This is a genomic window from Burkholderia sp. WP42 (assembly GCF_000745665.1).
In the GTDB taxonomy this organism is placed as follows: domain Bacteria; phylum Pseudomonadota; class Gammaproteobacteria; order Burkholderiales; family Burkholderiaceae; genus Burkholderia; species Burkholderia vietnamiensis.
Window position 1 is genome coordinate 305595 of the sequence record NZ_JQJT01000006.1, and the last position, 22288, is coordinate 327882.

A 22288-nucleotide genomic window follows, 5' to 3' on the forward strand; every position below is an offset into this window, starting at 1 on the left:
TCACCCGCGTCCGGACGCGGCGCATTCGGGTGCGATCGGCCGTTTGGTGTATCCTCAACGCGTTCCAATCGCCGCCCCAGTCATGAAATCATCCCGTTCTCGCAAGTCCGGGCGCGCACAGTCTGCCGCGCCAGAATCCCCCCGTGTTTCCCTGTTCGACGCGAAGGGCAAGGCCCGGAGCGTCAACGCGCAAGGGCTGCGAATCGACTTCCCGGATGGCCGCAGCCTGATGTTCGACCTGTCGGGCAGCTCGGGCGACGCGGCCGTCGCGATCGTCGCTCAGCACAACGATCCGACCATGCGCGCGAAGCTCGCGCTGCAGCCCGAGCACTACGACAGCGTGACGCTGCACGTCGGCACCGAACTCGCGCCGCGCGACGAAGAAATGGATGAAGGCGGCCGCGAACTGGAGTTCGAACTGTCCGTGCAATACGGCGACGAAATCACCGCCGAGCTGCGCAAGACGCTGCCGAAGCGCAAGCTGATCGCCGAATGGATCGAGCCGGCGCTGTTCGCGAGCGCGCAGCTCACCGTGCGCTTCGTCGGCGAGGAAGAAGGCCGCACGCTGAACGCCGGCTATCGCCACAAGGACTATCCGACCAACGTGTTGACGTTCGCCTACGATCCGGCGCCGGACGGCACCGTGATCGGCGATCTGGTGCTGTGCTGCCCGGTCGTCGAAAAGGAAGCGCGCGAGCAGAACAAGCCGCTCGCGGCCCACTACGCGCACCTGCTGGTCCACGGCGCGCTGCACGCGCAAGGCTACGACCACGAGACGAGCGACGCTGACGCCGCCGAAATGGAAGCGCTCGAAATCGACATTCTCGCGAAGCTGGGCTTCCCGAACCCGTACCAGTAAACGCCGTCCGCACCATGCACCACGCCGCGCTGCTGCCGCCCGCCTACCCGCCGTCGATCGGCGAGGGCCGGCTGCTGACGGAAGAGGAACTCGCCGCGTCGCTCGCGCACACGATGCGCGATTGGGACGGCCGGCAAGACCTGTGGCTGTTCGGCTATGGGTCGCTGATCTGGAACCCCGGGCTGCCGACGGTCGCCGCCGTGCGCGGCAAGGTGCACGGCTATCACCGCGGGCTCTATTTGTGGTCGCGCGTGAACCGCGGCACGCCCGAGCATCCGGGCCTCGTGCTCGCGCTCGATCGCGGCGGCTCCTGCGCGGGCATCGCATTCCGGATCGCGGGCCCGACCGCCCAGCCGCATCTCGAGACGTTGTGGAAACGCGAAATGCCGATGGGCTCGTACCGGCCCGCTTGGCTGCCGTGCTCGCTCGAGACCGGCGAACGCGTGCAGGCGCTCGCGTTCGTGATGCGCCGCGACGCGCCCACCTACACGGGCAAGCTGCCCGACCCCGTCGTGAAGGCGGTGTTCGACAGCGCGGCGGGCCGCTACGGCACGACGCTCGATTACGTGAGCCGCACCGTCGACGCGCTGCGCGCGAGCGGCATCCCCGATCGCGCGCTGGAAGCGCTGCTCTCGCGATGCCGGTGAGGCGCCGCACGCCGGTCCGCGCCGGGCGAGCGCGCCGCCGCGCCCCTGCATTCGAACCAGGATGGCCACGATGAAACCGTCAACCAGATCGCGCTGCATCGTCGCCGCGCTGCTGATCGCCGCGAGCGTCGCGGTGTCGGGCTGCGGAATGTTCGGCTGCGGCGGCGCCGCGACCAACGGCGCGGCCGCGGGCGGCTGCTCGGCCGGCATGCGCTTCTGACGCGGCGCCGGCGGGGCCGGCGCGACGAAATGCCGCCGCGCGGGCCTCGGGCCTCGGGCCTCGGGCCGCCGGCCGCACCCGCTCCCGCCCGGGTATTTTTGCCTTCGCTGCGCTGCCGGCCCTTTCTGAGATAGGATGGACCCGAAGCAGGGCCGCCGTGCCGCGCGCGGTCGAGTCCCGGCCGACGCGCGGGCCGCCCGGCCTGGCCGGACGGCCGGTGACACGGCCGCGCCATGCCCTTGGTGTATCCTTCCCTACTCCGTGACCGCGCGCCCCGGCATGATCCGGGCGCACCACCATGAACGATTCGTATCCCAGTCGTAAGCCAATCGACAAACCGCAAGAAAAGCGCTCGCTGCTCGAGCGCCTGACCGACTTCATCTCGCCCGAGCCGGAATCCCGGACGGAACTGCTGGAAATCCTCCAGGATGCGCACGAACGCAACCTGATCGACGCCGATTCGCTGTCGATGATCGAGGGGGTGTTCCAGGTGTCCGACCTGTGTGCGCGCGACATCATGGTGCCGCGTGCGCAGATGGACGCGATCAACATCACCGACAAGCCCGAAGATTTCATCCCGTTCGTCCTCGAGAAGGCGCACTCGCGCTATCCGGTGTTCGAGGAGAACCGCGACAACGTGATCGGCGTGCTGCTCGCGAAGGATCTGCTGCGCTTTTACGCCGAGGAAGAATTCGACGTGCGCGGCATGCTGCGCCCGGCGGTGTTCATCCCCGAATCGAAGCGCCTGAACGTGCTGCTGCACGACTTCCGCGTGAACCGCAATCATCTGGCGATCGTCGTCGACGAATACGGCGGCGTCGCGGGCCTGATCACGATCGAGGACGTGCTCGAGCAGATCGTCGGCGACATCGAGGACGAATACGACTTCGACGAAGAGGCCGGCAACATCATCTCGGCGCCCGACGGCCGCTACCGCGTGCGCGCGCTCACCGAGATCGAACAGTTCAACGAGACCTTCGGCACCGACTTCCCGGACGACGAGGTCGACACGATCGGCGGGCTGATCACCCATCATTTCGGCCGCGTGCCGCATCGCGGCGAAAAGCTGCAGCTCGGCAACCTCGTGTTCGAGATCCAGCGCGGCGATGCGCGGCAGGTCCACGTGCTGCTGGTGCGCCGCAACCCGCTCGCGAGCCGGCGCGCCGAAACCTCGCACGACGACTGACCGTCCGCGCCGGCCGCGCCTTCCTCAACCGCTCGCCCTCTTTCGCTTCACATGGACGATCCGATCCCGTCCCGCCCGGCTGGCGGCCTCCTCGCGCCCGCCCCCGGGCGCGCGCTGCCGCGCTGGCACTATCCGGCCGCGCTGCTCGCCGGCGCGGCCAATACGCTCAGCTTCGCGCCGACGCCGCACGGCGGCTGGCTGCAGCTCGCCGTATTCGTCTGGTTCTTCGCGCAGCTCACGCGCACGTCGAGCTGGCGCGGCGCCGCGCTCACCGGCGGCGCATTCGGGTTCGGCAACTTCATCAGCGGCATCTGGTGGCTGTACATCAGCATGCACGTGTACGGCGAGATGGCCGCGCCGCTCGCGGGCGGCGCGCTGGTGCTGTTCGCGCTGTACCTGTCGCTGTACCCGGCGTTTTCGGCCGCGTTGTGGTCGTTTTGCGCGGGCCACGCGTGGCATCGCCGCGCGCCCGACCCGCGGCCGTTCGCGCCGACGTGGCACGGCGCGTTCGCGTTCGCGAGCGCATGGGCGCTCGGCGAATGGCTGCGCGGCACCGTGTTCACCGGCTTTCCGTGGCTCGCGAGCGGTTACGCGCAGGTCGACGGGCCGCTCGCCGGGTTCGCGCCGGTCGTCGGCGTGTACGGGATCGCATGGGTGCTCGCGCTGTTCGCCGCGCTGGCCGTGCAGGCGCTCGTCGCCGCGCGCCGGCCGCGCACCGCCGAGCTTGGTGCTCCCGGCGCTGCACGCGCGCCCGCGATCCGGGCGGCCGCGCCGGCCATGCTGGCGGTCGCGCTGGCGGCGCTCGGCATCGGGCTGTCGCAGGCGAGCTGGACCGTGCCCGCGAACGCGCCGCTCACGGTGCGGCTGCTGCAGGGCAACGTGAAGCAGGACATCAAGTTCGAGCAGGAAGGCATCGACGCGGCGATCAAGATGTACACGCAGATGATCGTCGAGAAGCCGGCCGACCTGATCGTCACGCCGGAAACCGCGATCGCGGTGATGATCCAGGAGCTGCCCGAGCCGTTCGCCGTCGCGATCCGCAAGTTCAGCGACACGACGGGCTCGGCCGTGCTGTTCGGCGCGGTCGGCGCATCGGTGACGCCGGACGGCCATTACGTCGACTACACGAACAGCCTGTATGGCGTGACGCCGCATTCGCGCGACATCTACCACTACGACAAGCACCATCTCGTCCCGTTCGGCGAGTTCATTCCGTGGGGCTTCCGCTGGTTCGTCGACCTGATGAAGATGCCGCTCGGCGACTTCGCGCGCGGCGCACCGGTGCAGAAGCCGTTCCTCGTTCACAACCAGCCGGTGATGGCCGATATCTGCTACGAGGACTTGTTCGGCGAGGAGATCGCCGCGACGATCCGCGACAACCCGCAGCCGCCCGGCGTGCTCGTCAACGTGACGAACCTCGCGTGGTTCGGCGACACCATCGCGCTCGACCAGCATCTGCAGATCGCCCGCATGCGCGCGCTCGAAACCGGCCGGCCGATGCTGCGCTCGACCAATACCGGGATGACGGCCGCGATCGACGCACGCGGCCGCGTGCTCGGCCAGCTCAAGCCATACACGATCGGCTCGCTCGACGTGCGGATCGAAGGCACCAGCGGCTTCACGCCGTACGTGACGAGCGGCAACGCCGTCGTGCTCGCCGTGTCGCTGATGCTGCTCGCGTTCGGCTTCACGTTCGGGCCGGGGCTGCGCCGCCGCGAGCGGGCGATGCGCGACGGGGGCGGCGACGTGTGAGCGGGGGGTGGCCGCTCGGACCGGCCGATCCGTCTGATCCCTCAGGCGAGTCGTTCAGGCTGATCGCTCAGGCCAGCCGTCTGCGAGCCGCGACCCAACGACTGCCAGCCGCTCAACCCCGCCCAGCCGCGAGCCCACGCAAATCGCGCGCGAGCGCGTCCATCACCGGCGCCCACGCGCCGAACGTCGGCTGGCGGTAGAGCGTCGCGCTCGGATACCACGGGCTGTCGGTGCGATCGAGCAGCCACGGCCAATGCGGATTCACGTCGAGCGCGACCCAGGTGCGCGCGCCGAGCGCGCCCGACAGATGCGCAACCGACGTGCACACCGTGATCACCAGATCGAGCGCGCCGATGAACGCCGCCGTGTCGTCGAAACTCTTCAGCTCGGCGGTAAAGTCCTCGATCGCGAAACCGGCCGCGCGCGCCGCGGCGACATCGGCATCCGCGCCCGGCTGCAGCGAATAAAACGCGACGCCGTCGATGCCGCCGAACGCATCGGCATAGCGCGCGAGCCCGACGCGCCGGAACGGGTTGCGCTGGTGCCCCGCGCTGCCCGTCCACACGAGCCCGACCTTCAGCCGCCGCTCGCCCGCGAGCCGCGCGCGCCACGCGTCGCGCGCATGTGGCTCCGCATGCAGGTACGGCACCGACGCGCCGAGCGTCGACGTCTCCATCCCGAGCATCAACGGCAGGCCGATCAGCGGCACCTCGTAATCGAACGGCGGCAGCGTGTCGACACCGCCGCCGGCGCTGAACGCGTCCACGTGCGCGCCGAGGCTGCGCTGCATCAGCGTGCCGAGCTGCGGAAACGTGTTCCACACGAGCCGGCCGCCTTCGCGGTGCGCGCGCTCGGCGAGCGGCGCGACGAAGCGCGCGAACTGCAGCACGTCGCCGAGCCCCTGCTCGCCCCAGACGAGCAAGGTCTTGCCGGCGAGCGGCTCGCCCTGCCAGCGCGGGCCCGGCAGCGCCGGGCGGCGGCCGCGCAGCTCGCCGGCGCCGTCCCAGCGCGCCTCGTGGCCGCGCCAGCCGGCCGCGTAATTGCCGCGCACGAGCTGGATGATCGCGAGGTTGAAACGGAACGATGCGTCGTCGGGCGCGAGTTCGCACGCACGCGTCGCGTAGCGCTCGGCGTCGTCCCAGCGCTGCGCCTCCTTCATCGCCATCGCGATGTTGTTCAGCGCGAGCGCGTTGTCGGGCGCGATCTCCGCGAGCCGCGCCGCGGATGCGAGCGCGCCGTCGAGGTCGAGCGCCGCGAGCCGCGCGACGACCAGGTTGATCCACGCCTGCACGTCGTACGGATCGGCCTCGACGGCCGCGTCGAGCAGCGCGATTTCCTCGTTGCGATCGCCGCCCGACAGCCGCAGCGCGATCGCGAGGTTGTTGCGCAGCGACGGCCAGCGCGGATCGAGCGCATAGGCCGCGCGGTACGGCGCGACCGCGTCCGCGTGACGGCCGGCCATCTGCAGCGCGTAGCCGTGGTTGAACAGCGCCGCGACACCGGGATGCACGCGCGCCGCGCATTCTGCCAGCGCGAGCGCGTCGGCGATGCGCTGCCGCGCGACGAGCGTCGTGGTCAGCTGCGCGAGCGCCGCGCTATCGGCGGCGTGCAGCTGGCCGGCCGCGGCCAGCCACAGTGCGTGCACATCGGCATCGCCGCGCGCACGCGCGTCGGCGGCGTGGCCGAGCAGCGCGAGCAGCGGCGGCAGCAGCGGAATCAGGAGTTCGTTCGAGTCTTGCATGCGATCGGGATAGGCGAGCGGACATGCGGCGAGCGCCGCAATACGCGCATCTTAACGCCCGCAAGACGTCGCGCAACGGCGCGCAGAAGCCGGCGCGGCATGCGCGTCGCGACGCCGTACGACCGCGCGCGCCGCGCGTATCGACACGCCGCGCCCGGCGCGCCGGAACCCCGCCGGCAGCGCATCGGCAGCGCATCGGCGGCGTTCCGGCCGCATCCGCTCGCCGATCCGGTAAAATTGCACGTTTCAGCACACTAACAAGCCGCGCCGCCGCGCGAGCCGACCCTCCGGGCGTTGCCCGGAGCGCCGCCCGCAACGGAGCGCCAGCGCCACGAAGGCTCTTCATGCTTACGTTTCAGCAAATCATCCTGACGCTGCAGTCCTACTGGGACAAGCAGGGTTGCGCTCTGCTCCAGCCCATCGACATGGAAGTCGGCGCGGGCACGTCGCACGTCCACACGTTCCTGCGCGCGGTCGGCCCCGAGCCGTGGCGCGCCGCGTACGTGCAGCCGTCGCGCCGCCCGAAGGACGGCCGCTACGGCGAGAACCCGAACCGCCTGCAGCATTACTACCAGTACCAGGTCGTGCTGAAGCCGGCGCCGGAAAACATCCTCGATCTCTACCTCGGCTCGCTGGAAGCGCTCGGCTTCGACCTGCAGCAGAACGACGTCCGCTTCGTCGAGGACGACTGGGAGAACCCGACGCTCGGCGCGTGGGGCCTCGGCTGGGAAGTGTGGCTGAACGGGATGGAAGTCACGCAGTTCACGTATTTCCAGCAGGTCGGCGGCCTCGACTGCAAGCCGGTGCTCGGCGAGATCACCTACGGCCTCGAACGCCTCGCGATGTACCTGCAGAAGGTCGAGAACGTGTACGACCTCGTGTGGACCGAATGGGAGGAGCAAGGCCCGAACGGCCCCGAGCTGCGCCGCCTGTCGTACGGCGACGTGTACCACCAGAACGAGGTCGAGCAGTCGACCTACAACTTCGAGCACGCGAACGTCGATCTGCTGTTCACGTTCTTCAACAGCTACGAAGCGGAAGCGAAGAAGATGATCGACGCGCAGCTCGCGCTGCCCGCGTACGAGCTCGTGCTGAAGGCCGGCCACACGTTCAACCTGCTCGACGCGCGCGGCGCGATTTCGGTCACCGAACGTGCGGCGTACATCGGCCGCATCCGCGCGCTGTCGCGTCTCGTCGCGCAGGCTTACTACGACTCGCGCGAGAAGCTCGGCTTCCCGATGCTCGGCAATCCGCCGGGCGTGCCGGGCCTCACCACCGACGCCCAGGACGCCGCGCAGCCGGCATGGGCGCCGCCGCTGAAGGTCGAACGCAAGATCGATCAGGACTGACGAGACGAGACTCATTCAAGACATGACGCATAACCATCCCGCCCCCCTGCTCGTCGAACTGCTGACCGAAGAGCTGCCGCCGAAGGCCCTCGCGCGCCTCGGCGACGCATTCGCCGAAGGTCTCGCGCAACGCCTCGCGGCGCGCGACCTCGTCGAAGGCGAACTCGTGTTCGAACGCTACGCGACGCCGCGCCGCCTCGCGGTGGTCGTGCAGAACGTGCGCGCCGTCGCGCCGGACCGGCAGGTCCGCGAAAAAGTGCTGCCCGTGTCGGTCGCGCTCGACGCCGAAGGCAAGCCGACCGCCCCGCTCGCGAAGAAGCTCGCGGCCCTCGGCCACCCGGACCTGACGATCGCCGAGCTCGAGCGCGCGCACGACGGCAAGGCCGAGGCGTTCTTCGTCAACTACTCGGCGGCCGGCGCGACGCTCGCCGACGGCCTGCAGGCCGCGCTCGACGAAACGCTCGAGAAGCTGCCGATCCCGAAGGTCATGACCTATCAGCGCCCGGACGGCACGGACGTCAAGTTCGTGCGCCCGGTGCATCGCCTGACCGTGCTGCACGACGATCGCGTCGTGCCGGTGGCCGCGTTCGGCGTCGACGCCGACGACACCACGCTCGGCCATCGCTTCCTGTCCGACGGCCTCGTCGCGATCCAGCATGCGCGCGCGTATGCGGACACGCTGCGCGACAAGGGCCGCGTGATCGCGCATTTCGCCGATCGCCGCGAGACGATCCGCACGCAACTGAACGAGCACGCGAACGGCGACACGGTCGTGATGCCCGACGCGCTGCTCGACGAAGTGACGTCGCTGGTCGAATGGCCGGTCGTCTATCCGTGCCGCTTCGAGGACGAATTCCTGCAGGTGCCGCAGGAATGCCTGATCCTCACGATGCAGACGAACCAGAAGTACTTCGCGCTGACCGATATCGCCGGCAAGCTGCGCTCGCGTTTCCTGATCGTGTCGAACATCGAGACGAAGACGCCCGGTGAGATCATCGAAGGCAACGAGCGCGTCGTGCGCCCGCGCCTGGCCGACGCGAAGTTCTTCTTCGAGCAGGACAAGAAGAAGCCGCTCGCGGAGCGCGTCCCGCTGCTCGCGAACGTCGTCTATCACAACAAGCTCGGCTCGGCCCTTGCGCGCGTCGAGCGCCTCGAGGCGCTGGCCGGCGAGATCGCGCCCGCGATCGGCGCGGACGTCGCGCATGCGAAGCGTGCCGCGCGCCTCGCGAAGGCCGACTTGCTGACCGACATGGTCGGCGAGTTCCCGGAGCTGCAGGGCACGATGGGCACCTACTACGCGCGCCACGACGGCGAGCCCGACGACGTCGCGCTCGCGTGCGCGGAGCACTACCAGCCGCGCTTCTCGGGCGACGCGCTGCCGACCACGCCGGTGTCCACCGCCGTCGCGCTGGCCGACAAGCTCGAGACGATCGTCGGCATCTGGGGCATCGGCCTCGCGCCGACCGGCGAGAAGGACCCGTTCGCGCTGCGCCGCCACGCGCTCGGCGTGCTGCGCCTGCTGCTCGAGAAGCAGCTGCCGCTCGATCTCGTGTCGCTGCTGCGCACCGCGCATGCGCGCTTCGAGCAGGTGCCGGGCGTCGCCGAAGCGACGGACGCGATCTTCGCGTTCTTCATGGACCGCCTGCGCGGCCTGCTGCGCGAACGCGGCTACACGGCTGGCGAAGTCGACGCGGTGCTGAGCCTGAATCCGACGCGCGTCGACGATCTCGTCGCGCGCCTCGACGCGGTGCGCGAATTCACGCGCCTCGCGGAAGCCGAAGCGCTCGCGGCCGCCAACAAGCGGATCTCGAACATCCTGAAGAAGTCGGAAGGCGGCGTGAACGGCGCGGTCCAGCCGGCGCTGCTCGTCGAGGCCGCGGAGAAGGCGCTGCACGAGCAGCTCGCCGCGGTCACGCCGCACGTGCAGTCGCAGCTCGACGCGCGGGCGTACACGGGCGCGCTGTCGGCGCTCGCCGCGCTGCGCGCGCCCGTCGACACGTTCTTCAACGACGTGATGGTCAACGCGGAAGATCCGGCGCTGCGCGCGAACCGTCTCGCGCTGCTGTTCGCGCTGCATCAGCAGATGAACTGCGTCGCCGACATCTCGAAGCTCGCCGCTTAAGGCCCGACGATGCCGACCAGCCCCAACCGCAAGCTCGTCGTCCTCGACCGGGACGGCGTGATCAACGTCGATTCGGATGCGTTCATCAAGACGCCCGACGAGTGGGTCGCGCTGCCCGGCAGCCTCGAGGCGATCGCGCGGCTCAATCACGCGGGCTACCGCGTGGTGGTCGCGACCAACCAGTCCGGCATCGGCCGCGGGCTGTTCGACATGGCCACGCTCAACGCGATGCATCTGAAGATGCATCGCGCGGCGGCCGCGGTCGGCGCGCGCATCGACGCGGTGTTCTTCTGCCCGCATACGGCCGAGGATCAGTGCGACTGCCGCAAGCCGAAGCCCGGCATGATGCAGATGATCGCCGAGCGCTTCGAGATCGATCCCGGTCATACGCCGGCAGTCGGCGATTCGCTGCGCGATCTGCAGGCCGGCGTCGCGTCCGGCTTCCGGCCGCACCTGGTGCTGACCGGCAAGGGCAAGAAGACGCTCGCCGCCGGCAACCTGCCGGCCGGCACGAAGGTCCACGACGATCTGCGCGCGTTCGCGCTCGACTTCCTTTCACACGAACACGAGTGATGCGGCGGCCGCGCGCATCCTCCCTACTGTCAGACCCACGCCGATGCGCTTCGTCCGCTCCCTGCTGCTGCTGATCTACTTCATCCTGTACACGGTGCCGTACGCGACCGCGTGCTTCATCGCCTTTCCGTTCATGCGCCCCGACGCCCGCTACTGGATGGCGGCCGGCTGGTGCAAGTCGACGCTGTGGGTCGTGCGCTGGCTGAACGGCATCCGCTACCGGATCGAAGGGATGGAGAACCTGCCCGACGGGCCGGCCGTGCTGCTGTCGAAGCATCAGTCCGCTTGGGAAACGCTCGCGTTTCCGGCGCTGATGCCGAAGCCGCTCTGCTACGTGTTCAAGCGCGAGCTGCTGTACGTGCCGTTCTTCGGCTGGGCGCTCGGGCTGCTGCACATGGTCAACATCAACCGCAAGGAAGGCAAGAACGCGTTCGTGTCGGTGATCCGCCAGGGCAAGAAGCGCCTGTCCGAAGGCGCGTGGATGATCATGTTTCCGGAAGGCACGCGCACGCCGGTCGGCAAGCAGGGCAAGTACAAGACGGGCGGCGCGCGCTTCGCGATCGAGACCGGCACGCCGGTCGTGCCGATCGCGCACAACGCGGGTCGCGTGTGGCCGCGCAACTCGTTCACGAAATTTCCGGGCGTCGTCACGGTGTCGATCGGCAAACCGATTCCGGTCGAAGGCAAGACGCCCGACGTATTGAACTCGCAGGTCGAAGCCTGGATCGAAGCGGAAATGCGCCGCATCGATCCCGATGCCTATCGGCAGGCGGGCAATGCCGGCACGCGCGATGCCGCGCGCGTCTGACTCCCGCGGACTGCAGCCGTTGCGTACGACGAAACGAAGCGAACTGATGAAGAAGCGTCCGCGGCCACGGCCTGCCGTCGTGGCCCTCGATCATCGCCAGATGGACCTGCCGCTGTTCGACGGGCCGGCAGCCGCGTCGCCCGCGCCGGCTACACCTGCCACGCCCGCTCCCGCCGCCGCACCGCCGGCCACGCCAGCAGCAGGCACGCCTGCCGCGCCGCTCGATCCGGGGCCTGCGCGCGATCGCTCGCGCGTGCGCACGTTCGCGATCGACAGCCGCGTGCTCGAATATCGGCTCAAGCGCTCGGCGCGCCGCACGATCGGCTTCACGATCGACGGCAGCGGGCTGTCGATCACCGCGCCGCGCTGGGTCACGCTCACCGACATCGAAGCGGCGATCGCCGAAAAGCAGCGCTGGATCTTCGCGAAGCTCGCCGAGTGGAAGACCCGCACCGAACAGCGGGCGCTGCCGCAGATCGACTGGCGCGACGGCGCGCAACTCCCGTATCTCGGCAAGACGGTGACGATCGCGCTCGGCGCGAGCGCCGTCGCCTTCGATACCGACACGCTGCGGCTGTCGCTGCCGCTGCCCGCGCAGGCCGACATGCAGCAGATCAAGGATCGCGTGCAGGGCTGGCTGCAAGGCGAAGCGAAGCGGATCTTCGGCGAGCGCCTCGCCGTCTATGCGCAAAGGCTCGGCGTCACGTATTCGACCTACGCGTTGTCGTCGGCTGCGACGCGCTGGGGCAGCTGCTCGAGCGACGGCAGGATCCGGCTGAACTGGCGGCTGATCCACTTCCCGATGTCGATCATCGACTACGTCGTCGCGCACGAGCTGTCGCATCTGCGCGAAATGAACCACAGCCCGGCGTTCTGGCAGACCGTCGAATCGATCTTCCCCGAATTCCGCGAAGCGCGGCACACGCTCAAGCATCATCCGCCCGAGCTGCTGCCATCGCTGTAACGCCGAGCTTCGCACCGCGAAGCGAAACGGGCGATGCGCATCCTGCGGCATCGCCCGTTTTTCATTGCTCGCGGCGCGCACTGCGCTCAGTGCGCCTTCTTCTGGATGAACTCGATCTTGTAGCCGTCCGGATCCTCGACGAACGCGATCACGGTCGTGCCGTGCTTCATCGGGCCCGCTTCGCGCGTGACCTTGCCGCCCTGCGCCTTGATCTTCTCGCAAGCCGCGTACGCATCGTCGACTTCCACCGCAAGATGGCCGAAGCCGTTGCCGAGATCGTAGGACGGCGTATCCCAGTTGTGGGTCAGCTCGAGCACGGTGCCCGTGCTTTCCGCTTCGTAGCCGACGAATGCGAGCGTGAACCGGCCTTCCGGATAATCGTCGCGACGCAGCAGCTTCATGCCGAGCAATTCGGTGTAGAACTTGATCGAGCGGTCGAGATCGCCGACTCGCAGCATCGTATGCAGCAAACGCATCTGTGTACTCCTGTGGGGACTTTCCGGAACCGGAAATTCTACCGGAGACGGGTGAATCCCGCCGGGGGTGGAGGCGCGGGGTTGGGGGTGGTTTGCGGGCGGTGCTGTCACGGTTCCGGGGCGATCGGGCGGGATTTTGGGCGGCGTTCGGACGTGCTTGAGACCATCACCCGACCGCCTGCGCCCACGCGCGGACCGGCACCGCTCCGCCGGAGGCTCGCCGGCAAGTCCATCGATCGGGTAACATCGTCGCACGTCGCACCAAACGTGGGCATCCGCCCGCCGCCGGCCCGCGCCGCCTCTTCCCATTCAGCCACATTGCCCGCCGTGCGAAATCGCCAACTCGTTCGCCAACAACGCGCCGTCTGCCCGTCTCGTTCGCTGCCCGTCCTGCGTCACGCCGGCGAGGTCCGCCGATGAGCGCGCTCGCCGCATCGCCGACGCGCGGCGCGCTGGACGCACGCGCGGTCGGCGTGATGCTGCTGCTGTGCGCGATCTGGGGCTTCCAGCAAGTCGCCATCAAGAGCACCAACGCCGCGATTGCGCCGATGTTCCAGGCCGGGCTGCGCTCGGTGATCGCCGCGCTGCTGCTATGGGGCTGGGCACGCTCGCGCGGCACGCCGTTGTTCCGCGCGGACGGCACGCTCGGGCCCGGCATCGCGGCCGGCGCGCTATTCGCCGGCGAGTTCGTTTGTGTGTTCTTCGGGCTGACGCTGACGAGCGCGTCGCACATGGCGATCTTCCTGTACACCGCGCCGTGCTTCACGGCCCTCGGCCTGCATCTGTTCGCGCCCGGCGAGCGGCTGCAGCGGATGCAGTGGGCCGGCGTCGGCCTCGCGTTCGCCGGCATCGCGCTCGCGTTCGCGGACGGCTTCCTGAAACCGCGCGCGCCAGGCACGTCGGTGCTCGCGGGGCTGGCCGGCGATGCACTCGGCATTCTCGGCGGCGCGATGTGGGCCGCGACGACGGTCGTCGTGCGCTCGACGTCGCTCGCCCGCGTCAGCGCCAGCAAGACGCTGTTCTACCAGCTCGCGGTGTCGGCTGCCGCGCTGCTCGCGCTCGCCGCGCTGCTCGGCCAGATCTCGTTCGCGCGCGTCACACCGCTCGCGCTCGCGAGCCTCGCGTATCAGTCGGTGATCGTCGCGTTCGTCAGCTATCTGTCGTGGTTCTGGCTGCTGACCCGCTACAGCGCGTCGCGGCTGTCGGTGTTCACGTTCCTGTCGCCGCTGTTCGGCGTCGCGTTCGGCGTGCTGCTGCTCGGTGAATCGGTCGGCTGGCGCTTCATGTCGGCCGCGGCGCTCGTGCTGACGGGCATCGCGCTGGTCAACGCACCGGCGCGTCGGCGCGCGTAGCGGGGCTTGGCGGCGAGCCGGAGGGGTCAAAGGCGCTGATCGCGCCGGTCGCGACGAAGGCGAAGGCGGAGGCGACGACCAAGACTGGGACCACGACCACGACTGGAACTGGAACTGGAACTGGAACTGGAACTGGAACTGGAACTGGAACGGTAGCTCAGCCGCATGCGTCATCGCATCCGCAGCCTCAACAGTAGCCGCGACCACACCCGCCACCCCATCTGCATCCGCAAACGCCGCAGCCAGCACGCCGCATCCGCCCCAAAAACAAAAAGGCCACCCTCAAAGGCAACCTTCCGAACCCCGAACCCGCGCACGGGCGACCGTGCGCTTGCGTCACTGCGCGACGTTGCGCGCGCGGGCAAGCGCCTGCGCGACGCCGACATATTCGGCCACGCTCACGTCCTCCGCGCGCCGCGCCAGATCGAAGCCGAGCGCGTCGAAATCGATCGTGTCGCGATACTCGCCGAGCGTGTTGCGCAGCATCTTGCGGCGCTGCGAGAACGCGGCCGTGACGAGTTCGCCGAGCAGCACCGGATCGACGTCCGGCAGTTCGTGCGGTGCGTACGGAATCATCCGCACGATCGCCGAATCGACCTTCGGCGGCGGCTGGAACGATTCCGGCGGCACATCGAGCATCTTGTCCATCACGTAGCGGTACTGCAGCATCACCGACAACCGCGAGAACGCCTTCGTGCCCGGCTCCGCGACCATCCGCTCGACCACTTCGTTCTGCAGCATGAAATGCTGGTCGATCACGACAGGCGCGAACGTCATCAGATGGAACAGCAGCGGGCTCGAAATGTTGTACGGCAGGTTGCCGACGATTCGCAGCGACGGCGCGTCGCCCGGCGCCGCGAGCGAGCCGAAGTCGAACGCGAGCGCATCGCCCGCGTGCAGTTCGAGCAGCGCGCCGAAGCGCTGCTGCAAGCGCCCGATCAGGTCGCGGTCGAGCTCGACTGCGTGCAGCGGCGACTCCGGCGTGGCGACGCGCGCGATCAGCGGCTCGGTCAGCGCGCCGAGGCCCGGGCCGATCTCGACCATCCGCTGGCCGCGCACGGGGCCGATCGTCGCGACGATCGAGTCGATCACGCCGTGATCGACGAGGAAGTTCTGCCCGAAGCGCTTGCGCGCGAAGTGGCCTTGGTGCTGTCTGCTGTTCGACATCGACTGAGAAAAACCAAAAATGCGACGAATGAGGTGGGACTGCGCGCGTCAGGATGCGCGGCGATGGCGCGCCATCGTGACGGCCGTGTCGAGCGCGGCGACCATGCTGCCAGGATCGGCGCGGCCGGTGCCGGCCAGATCCAGCGCGGTGCCGTGATCGACCGACGTGCGGATGATCGGCAGCCCGAGCGTGACGTTGATGCCCTCGCCGAAGGTCGCATACTTCAGCACGGGCAGGCCCTGATCGTGGAACATCGCCAGCACGCAATCGGCGCCGGCCAGATAGCGCGGCTGGAACAGCGTGTCGGCCGGATACGGGCCGCGCGCATCGATGCCGCGCTCGCTCGCGCGGGCCAGCGCCGGCGCGATCACGTCGATCTCCTCGCGGCCGAGATAGCCGTTCTCCCCGGCGTGCGGGTTCAGCCCCGTCACGAGGATGCGCGGCGCCGCGAGGCCGAAGTCGCGCCGCAGGTCGCGATCGATGATCGCGAGCGTGTCGACGAGCCCGTCGATCGTCAGCGCGGCCGACACGTCCTTCAGCGGCAGATGCGTGGTCGCGAGCGCGACGCGCAGCGGCCGCTCGCCGGTACCGGCCAGCATCATCACGACGCGCGGCGTGTGCGTGCGTTCGGCCAGGTATTCGGTATGGCCGGTGAACGGTACGCCGGCATCGTTGATGGTGCTCTTTTGCAGCGGGGCCGTGACGATCGCGTCGTAGCGGCCGGCCAGCGCGCCGTCGATCGCCGCATCGAGCAGCGCGAGCACGTAGCGGCCGTTGGCCGCGTCCAGCGTGCCCGCGTGCGCGGGCGCCGCGAGCGGATGATGTTGCACCGACACCGGGCCGCCCGCGAGCACCGCACGGTCGGCGCCGACGGCCGCCGCGCGTGCGTCGAGCAGCGCGGCGTCGCCGAGCACGGTGAACTGCGCGTCCGGCCAGCGCCGCGCGGCATCCTGCAACGCCTGCACGGTCAGCTCAGGGCCGACGCCCGCGGGCTCGCCAGTCGTGATCGCGATCTGCAACGCGGCTGCCGTCATCTGAAGCTCGCTCAGTTCGCCGGCCCGACGCCGTCGATCTTGTACTGCACGTACGACGAGTCGCGCAGCTCGCGCAGCCAGTCGGCATATGCCTGCTCGGCCTTGCGCTGGCCGATCGCCTGGCGGGCGATGTCCATCTGCTGCTGCACCGACCCTTCGGCCTCGCGCCGGTCGATCACCTGGATCAGGTGATAGCCGTACTCGGTGCGCACCGGCTGGCTGATCTGGCCGTCCTGCAGGTTGTTCATCGCGCGCTCGAATTCCGGCACGGTCTCGCCCGGGCTGATCCAGCCGAGATCGCCGCCCTGCGACGCCGACCCGTCCTGCGAGTAAGTGCGCGCGAACTTCGCGAAATCGCCGCCGGCCTCGACCTGCTTGCGGATGTCGAGCAGCTGCTGGCGCGCCTGGTTTTCCGACTTGCCTTCGCCGACGCGCAGCAGGATGTGGCGCACGTGCGTCTGCACGATCTTCGGCGCCGCGGCGCTCGCGCCCTGGCTCTGGCGGCGATCGACCAGCCGGATGATCTCGAAGCCGTCCGGCACGCGGATCAGCGTCGGATTGACCTGGCCGGGACGCAGCTTCGACGCGGCCGCGACGACGTCAGGCGGCAGCGTGCTCGGTGCCTTGAAGCCGAGGTCGCCGCCCTTCTTCGCGTCGTTCGCTTCCGAATTGTTGCGTGCGAGCTTCTCGAAATCGGCGCCCGACGTCGCTTGCTGCAGCAGCGCCTCGGCCTTCTTCTGCGCGGCTTCGATGTCGGCTTGCGGCGCGTTGGTGGGCGCCTTGATGAAGATGTGCTGGAAGCGCAGATCCTGCTGCTGCGACGCGTTCGGCCCGCGCTGGCTCGCGATGTAGTTCGCGACCTCGGCGTCCGACACGGTGATCTTGCCGTCGACCTCGCGCTCGCGCAGCTTCGACAGCATCAGCTCGGTGCGCGCATCGCTCGTGAAGACGCTCCACGGCACGCCTTGCGCCTCCAGGCGCGCGCGATACTGGTCGAGCGTCATGCCGTTCGCCTGTGCGAGGCGCTGCAGCGTGGACTGCACGGTGGCGTCGTCGATGCGGATGCCGTCGTCCTTCGCCTTCTGCACCTGGATGCGCTCGAGCACCATCTGGTTCAGCACCTGCGCACGCAACTGTTCGGCCGGCGGCACGGGCGCGTTCTGCTGCTGCAGCCGGCGCGCGATCAGGCCGACCCGCTGGTCGAGTTCGCGGCCCGTGATCACGTCGTTGTTGACGACCGCGACGACTTCGTCGGTCAGTTGCGCGCCTTGCGAACCGAGCGCCTGCGCCGCGGCCGGCGCAGCGGCGAGCAGCGCGGCGGACGCGGCGAGGCTGGACACGACTGCCGCGAAACGAAGGGTTTTCTTCATTGCCACTGATACTCCATTGAAAGCGTGCTGACCGGTGCGGACAAGCCGGCGTTACTCGTAGTTGCTGAAGCGGGACATCGGCGGCGGCGCGGACGGCAGCGGCTGGTAGCCCGGCACGCCGGCGCGGAAGGCGGCGACGAGCCCGTTGTCGATGCTCGACAGCCCCTTCAACGTGAGCTGCATCATGAAGCGCGTCGACGAGTTCTGCTGCCCCGACGTGTTCACGCCGTTCGCGTACCGCTGGATCCCGACGCCGAGCGCCCAGCAATCCGCGTCGTATTGTAAGCCGAGCAGACCGTCGACGACCCGATCGGCGGCCAGGTCGTAGTTGAAGCGACCGACCGCATACAGGCGCCGCGTGAGCGGCCATTGCGCGGACACCAGGAACTGGTTGATCGGCTGGTTGTCGAGCGTCGTGTTCGAGCGCGTATAGCGGTAGCCGACGTTGATCACGCGGCGCTCGCCCGGGCTGAAGCCGAAACCGATGCTCGACTTCACGAGCTGGTTGTTGTTCTGGTTGTACTGGAACGCCGTCTCCGACATGAAGCCGGAGCCGAGCTTCAGCGCCGCGCCGACGATCAGGTCGGAATGGCGCGCCAGCACGCCGCTCTGGTTCGAGTTCAGCGCCACGCGCTGATTCGCGAAGTAGTACTGCTGCGCGACCACGAAGCGCGCGCGCTCGTCGCCGGTACGCGGATCGATGAAGCGCGAGGTCAGGCCGGCCGTGATCCGGTTCGCGTCCGCGATCCGGTCGTTGCCGACGAACGTGTTCGGCTGGTAGATCTCCGCGAGCCCGAAGTCCGACTCGGCGGTATCGAACAGCGGCGCGTTCGACTGGTCGCGATACGGCGTGTAGACGTAGTACAGGCGCGGCTCGAGCGTCTGGATGAAGTCCTGGCCGAACAGATGGACCGAGCGGTCGAAGATCAGGCCCGAGTCGAAGCTCACGGTCGGGATCGACTCGGTGAAGTGCTTCGGGCTGTTCGGCGTGCTCGACGACAGATGGTTCAGGTCGTACGACGCGAGGTGGTACTGGACCTTCGGCACGACGAAGTAGCCGGGCCCGTACACGCCGTAGGCGATGTACGGATTGAAGACGATCCGGTCGCCTTCGGTCGAATCGGCGGTCGTGATGCGAAAGCGCGAATAGTCGGCTTCCGCGCCGAAGTCGAAGCCGCCGACGTTGTACTTCGTGTACTTCACGTTCAACTGCGGCTCGCGGCTGTACGGCGAGATCGACGGCGGCAGCGTCTGCCAGTGCTGGTAGCGCGCGAGCACCGACCACGGACCCTTGTTGTACGTGATGCCGGCTTCCTGCTGGTACAGCGTCTGCGTCCCGTTGATGAACTGGTTCATCGACCCAAGGTCTTCGGGATAGGTATTGTCCGAGACCTTGTTGTAATAGACGTAGCCGGCGAAACCGCTGCCGAAGTTCTGCTGGTGCTGCCAGTAGATCGCGTAGCGGTTGCGGTGCGCGAGGCGGTCGTCCGGCAGGTAGTTGGCCGTGAACGTGCCCGAGTACGACGGCGACAGATAGCGGAACGTCGCTTCCGTCTGCACGCCGCGCCGCGAGATGATGCGCGGCGTGATCGTCAGGTCGCGGTTCGGCGCGATGTTGAAGTAGTACGGCAGCGACAGCTCGAACCCGTTGTTCGAGTTCATCGAGAAGGTCGGCGGCAGCAGGCCGCTGCGCCGGTCGCCCGACAGCGGGAACGTGAGCCACGGGCTCGCGAAGATCGGCACGCCCTGGAAGAACAGCACGCCGTTGCGCGCAGTGCCTTCGTCGGCGCCGGTGTCGAAGTCGAAGCGGCTGCCCTTGATGTACCACGCGGGATCGGTCGCGCACTGGCACGCGGTGTAGGTGCCGTTCACGAACACCGAGCGCTCGCTGTCGAGCAGGTCGACGCGCTCCGCGCTGCCCGAGCCGCCCGTCACGTTGAAGTGGTACTTCGGCGCCGTCATGAAGCCCTGGTTCGCCTCGACCTTCAGATGCGCCTCGGGGCCAGCGAACGACGTGCCGCCGTTGATCACCCTCACCTGGCCGTACGCGTCGGCCATGTCGGTGTCCTGATCGTAGTGGATCGCGTCGGCCTTCACGACCGCGTCGCCGCGGCGCAGCTCGGCCGAGCCCTTCGCGGCCAGATCCTGCTCGGCCGTGCCGCTCGTGTGGTCGGCGATCACGAAGGCGGCCGGCTTCGCGCCGTCCTTCAGCGGGTGATCCTCGAGCTGCGGGGCGAGGCGCAGGTCCCACGGCGAGCCGAGCGGCTGCGGTTGCGCGGCCGCGCCCGACAACTGCGCGTACGACACGGCCGGCACGAGGCCGGGCACGGCCAGGAGCGCGAGCGCGAGCCGCCTTTTGCGCGGCGCCCCGTCACCGGGGAAGACATTCGGGAATAGCGGTTTGGGCGGCATCTATCGTTTGGCGAATCGCCCCTTGTCAACCGTCGCTGCACGGCACCGCCGCGCTCGGCGGGCCGCACCGTCGCACCGCGACTGCGGCTGAGCGCAAACCGGGAAGGCGAGCGGGCGGACGGCGCGACAGGCAACTGGCCGGTGCGGCGGAAGCTGACGCGGGGCGCGTCAAAAAAGTCGTGGGGTATTATATGGCAAGACGTTCCCCCCTCCGCCGAGTTTCATGACGCCCCCATCCGCCGCATCCCAGCCCGACGCCCGCCTCGACGCGCTCACCGCGTGGCTGCGCCCGCTCGCCGAGCGCCACGCGCTCGATCTGTCCACCCTCGCGCCCGCGTCTTCGGACGCCAGTTTCCGCCGCTATTTCCGCGTCGCGTCGGCAAACAGCCCGGGCGGCTCGCTGATCGCGGTCGACGCGCCGCCGCCCGAGAAGTGCCGCGAGTTCGTCCAGGTCGCGCAACTGCTCGCCGCGGCCGGCAACCACGTGCCCGAGGTACTGGCCCACGACTTCGACGCCGGCTTCATGCTCGTGACCGACCTCGGCCGCACGTCGTACATCTCGGTGCTCGATCCGGCGGACCCGGCTGCCGCACGCGGGCTGATGCGCGCCGCGCTCGACGCGCTGATCCGCTTCCAGCTGGCGTCGGCGCCCGACGTGCTGCCGCCGTTCGACGAGGCGTTCCTGCGCCGCGAGATGGAGCTGCTGCCCGAATGGCTGATCGGCCGGCACCTCGGCAAACCGGTCGACGACGCGATGCGCGGCACGCTCGACCGCACGTTCGCGCTGCTGATCGCGAGCGCCCGCGCGCAGCCGCAGGGCTTCATGCTGCGCGACTTCATGCCGCGCAACCTGATGGTGTGCGAGCCGAACCCCGGCGTGCTGGACTTCCAGGACGCCGTGTACGGGCCGCTGACCTACGACGTCGTGTCGCTGCTGCGCGACGCGTTCATCAGCTGGGACGAGGAGTTCGAACTCGACTGCTTCGCGTATTACTGGGAAAAGGCGAAGAAGGCCGGCCTGCCGGTCGATCCGGATTTCGGCGAGTTCTACCGCCAGCTCGAATGGATGGGGCTGCAGCGCCACATCAAGATTCTCGGCCTGTTCGCGCGGATCAACTATCGCGACGGCAAGCCGCATTACCTGGCCGACCTGCCGCGCTTCGTCGCCTATGCACGCAAGGTCGCGCTGCGCTACCGTCCGCTCGTACCGTTCGCGAAGCTGCTCGACGAGCTCGAGGGCAAGGGCGCGGCCGATGTCGGCTACACGTTCTGAGCGCCCGCACGACCTGCCGAACATGAGCACGACCCTGACCACCGCGATGATCTTCGCCGCCGGGCGCGGCGAACGGATGCGCCCGCTGACCGACACCCGCCCGAAACCGTTGCTCGAAGCCGGCGGCAAGCCGCTGATCGTCTGGCAGATCGAGGCGCTCGCGCGCGCCGGCATCGACACGATCGTGATCAACCACGCGTGGCTCGGCGCCCAGGTCGAGGCGGCGCTCGGCGACGGTTCGCGCTGGGGCGTGCGGCTCGCGTATTCGGCCGAGCGCGAAGCGCTCGAGACCGCCGGCGGCATCGCGCAGGCGCTGCCGCTGCTCGAGCGCGACGGCCGGCCGACGGTGTTCGCCGCCGTCAGCGGCGACGTGTTCTGCGAATTCGACTACCGCACGCTCGCGTCGCGCGCGGCGCCGATGGCCGCGCTCGAAGCGCCCGCGATGCACCTGGTGATGGTGCCGAACCCGCCGTTCCATCCGGCCGGCGACTTCGCGCTCGGCGACGACGGCCGCCTGTCGCTCGACGGCCCCGCGCGGCTCACGTTCGGCAACATCGGGCTGTACGACACGCGGATGTTCCGCGATCTCGAACCCGGCACGCGGCGCGCGCTGACGCCGTACTATCGTGCGGCGATCGAAGCGGGCCGCGCGACCGGCGAACGGTACGACGGCGTGTGGGAGAACGTCGGCACGCCGGCGCAGCTCGGTGAACTCGATGCGCGGCTGCGGGCCGCGGGTTGATCGATACGCGGGGCGGCGCGGCATGACGCGACGCGGTGGGCGGGTGCCGCATGCGGCGGCATCGTCCCGGCGGTCGACGACCACCGGCAGGCCTTGAATCGGCGCGGATCGCCGCGCCGGGCAACGCGGCGATAACGGCGCACCGCCTCACCGCCTCACCGCCTCACCGCCTCACCGCCTCACCGCCTCACCGCCTCACCGCCTCACCGCCTCACCGCCTCACCGCCCGCAGCGTAGCGC

At 69.1% G+C, this 22288-nt stretch carries 19 protein-coding genes; 13 read left to right on the plus strand and 6 right to left on the minus strand.

The window, feature by feature from the left end:
- The first annotated feature begins 82 nt into the window (after positions 1 to 82).
- The 5 genes from ybeY (at position 83) to lnt (ending at position 4664) form a co-directional block, all read left to right on the plus strand.
- A complete protein-coding gene (gene ybeY, locus EX20_RS03615) occupies positions 83 to 859 on the plus strand; it encodes an rRNA maturation RNase YbeY (protein WP_011885960.1) in 777 nt (258 codons plus the stop codon).
- Positions 860 to 873: 14 nt separating this feature from the next.
- Complete coding sequence (locus EX20_RS03620) at positions 874 to 1506, plus strand: gamma-glutamylcyclotransferase (protein ID WP_011885961.1); 633 nt, start codon at positions 874 to 876, stop codon at positions 1504 to 1506.
- 70 nt (positions 1507 to 1576) lie between these two features.
- Positions 1577 to 1726 carry a hypothetical protein gene (locus EX20_RS32425; protein WP_164716012.1) on the plus strand — a complete coding sequence of 50 codons (150 nt, stop codon included), beginning with the start codon at positions 1577 to 1579 and terminating at the stop codon, positions 1724 to 1726.
- 298 nt (positions 1727 to 2024) lie between these two features.
- Positions 2025 to 2912 (plus strand): HlyC/CorC family transporter, encoded by an 888-nt coding sequence (locus EX20_RS03625; protein ID WP_011885962.1) that lies wholly within the window; start codon positions 2025 to 2027, stop codon positions 2910 to 2912.
- Between the two features lie 51 nt (positions 2913 to 2963).
- Positions 2964 to 4664, plus strand: a complete 1701-nt coding sequence (gene lnt / locus EX20_RS03630) for an apolipoprotein N-acyltransferase (protein ID WP_034192689.1) — start codon at positions 2964 to 2966, stop codon at positions 4662 to 4664.
- 112 nt (positions 4665 to 4776) lie between these two features.
- Here the strand turns inward: lnt and EX20_RS03635 are convergent, their stop codons facing one another.
- Positions 4777 to 6405, minus strand: a complete 1629-nt coding sequence (locus EX20_RS03635) for a tetratricopeptide repeat protein (protein WP_034192690.1) — start codon at positions 6403 to 6405, stop codon at positions 4777 to 4779.
- Positions 6406 to 6749: 344 nt separating this feature from the next.
- On the opposite strand from EX20_RS03635, the gene glyQ reads away from it, so the two are divergent.
- The 5 genes from glyQ to EX20_RS03660 are packed head-to-tail and all read left to right on the plus strand — an operon-like array spanning position 6750 to position 12221.
- Positions 6750 to 7754 (plus strand): glycine--tRNA ligase subunit alpha, encoded by a 1005-nt coding sequence (gene glyQ, locus EX20_RS03640; protein WP_011885965.1) that lies wholly within the window; start codon positions 6750 to 6752, stop codon positions 7752 to 7754.
- 22 nt (positions 7755 to 7776) lie between these two features.
- Positions 7777 to 9876 carry a glycine--tRNA ligase subunit beta gene (gene glyS, locus EX20_RS03645; protein ID WP_034192691.1) on the plus strand — a complete coding sequence of 700 codons (2100 nt, stop codon included), beginning with the start codon at positions 7777 to 7779 and terminating at the stop codon, positions 9874 to 9876.
- Positions 9877 to 9885: 9 nt separating this feature from the next.
- On the plus strand, positions 9886 to 10449 hold the full coding sequence (gene gmhB, locus EX20_RS03650; protein WP_011885967.1) for a D-glycero-beta-D-manno-heptose 1,7-bisphosphate 7-phosphatase: 564 nt from the start codon (positions 9886 to 9888) through the stop codon (positions 10447 to 10449).
- 43 nt (positions 10450 to 10492) lie between these two features.
- Positions 10493 to 11257 (plus strand): lysophospholipid acyltransferase family protein, encoded by a 765-nt coding sequence (locus tag EX20_RS03655; RefSeq protein ID WP_011885968.1) that lies wholly within the window; start codon positions 10493 to 10495, stop codon positions 11255 to 11257.
- A 46-nt stretch (positions 11258 to 11303) separates the two neighbouring features.
- Complete coding sequence (locus EX20_RS03660; protein WP_034192715.1) at positions 11304 to 12221, plus strand: M48 family metallopeptidase; 918 nt, start codon at positions 11304 to 11306, stop codon at positions 12219 to 12221.
- Positions 12222 to 12307: 86 nt separating this feature from the next.
- Here the strand turns inward: EX20_RS03660 and gloA are convergent, their stop codons facing one another.
- Positions 12308 to 12697, minus strand: a complete 390-nt coding sequence (gene gloA, locus EX20_RS03665) for a lactoylglutathione lyase (RefSeq protein WP_011885970.1) — start codon at positions 12695 to 12697, stop codon at positions 12308 to 12310.
- A 416-nt stretch (positions 12698 to 13113) separates the two neighbouring features.
- Between gloA and EX20_RS03670 the strand changes: the two genes are divergently transcribed.
- Positions 13114 to 14049 carry a DMT family transporter gene (locus EX20_RS03670; RefSeq protein WP_034192692.1) on the plus strand — a complete coding sequence of 312 codons (936 nt, stop codon included), beginning with the start codon at positions 13114 to 13116 and terminating at the stop codon, positions 14047 to 14049.
- A gap of 336 nt (positions 14050 to 14385) precedes the next feature.
- On the opposite strand, the gene rsmA is transcribed toward EX20_RS03670, so the two are convergent.
- The 4 genes from rsmA to EX20_RS03690 are packed head-to-tail and all read right to left on the minus strand — an operon-like array spanning position 14386 to position 20033.
- Positions 14386 to 15216: a 16S rRNA (adenine(1518)-N(6)/adenine(1519)-N(6))-dimethyltransferase RsmA gene (rsmA, locus tag EX20_RS03675; protein ID WP_034192693.1), complete on the minus strand. Its 831-nt coding sequence runs from the start codon at positions 15214 to 15216 to the stop codon at positions 14386 to 14388.
- 48 nt (positions 15217 to 15264) lie between these two features.
- Complete coding sequence (gene pdxA / locus EX20_RS03680) at positions 15265 to 16251, minus strand: 4-hydroxythreonine-4-phosphate dehydrogenase PdxA (protein ID WP_011885973.1); 987 nt, start codon at positions 16249 to 16251, stop codon at positions 15265 to 15267.
- 11 nt (positions 16252 to 16262) lie between these two features.
- Positions 16263 to 17621: a peptidylprolyl isomerase gene (locus tag EX20_RS03685; RefSeq protein ID WP_011885974.1), complete on the minus strand. Its 1359-nt coding sequence runs from the start codon at positions 17619 to 17621 to the stop codon at positions 16263 to 16265.
- A 51-nt stretch (positions 17622 to 17672) separates the two neighbouring features.
- Positions 17673 to 20033 (minus strand): LPS-assembly protein LptD, encoded by a 2361-nt coding sequence (locus EX20_RS03690; RefSeq protein ID WP_034192694.1) that lies wholly within the window; start codon positions 20031 to 20033, stop codon positions 17673 to 17675.
- 223 nt (positions 20034 to 20256) lie between these two features.
- Here EX20_RS03690 and EX20_RS03695 point away from each other — a divergent pair, with 223 nt between their 5' ends.
- Both EX20_RS03695 and murU read left to right on the plus strand, forming a co-directional pair.
- Complete coding sequence (locus EX20_RS03695) at positions 20257 to 21306, plus strand: aminoglycoside phosphotransferase family protein (RefSeq protein ID WP_011885976.1); 1050 nt, start codon at positions 20257 to 20259, stop codon at positions 21304 to 21306.
- A gap of 22 nt (positions 21307 to 21328) precedes the next feature.
- A complete protein-coding gene (gene murU, locus EX20_RS03700; RefSeq protein ID WP_034192695.1) occupies positions 21329 to 22048 on the plus strand; it encodes an N-acetylmuramate alpha-1-phosphate uridylyltransferase MurU in 720 nt (239 codons plus the stop codon).
- Positions 22049 to 22288: the final 240 nt, after the last annotated feature.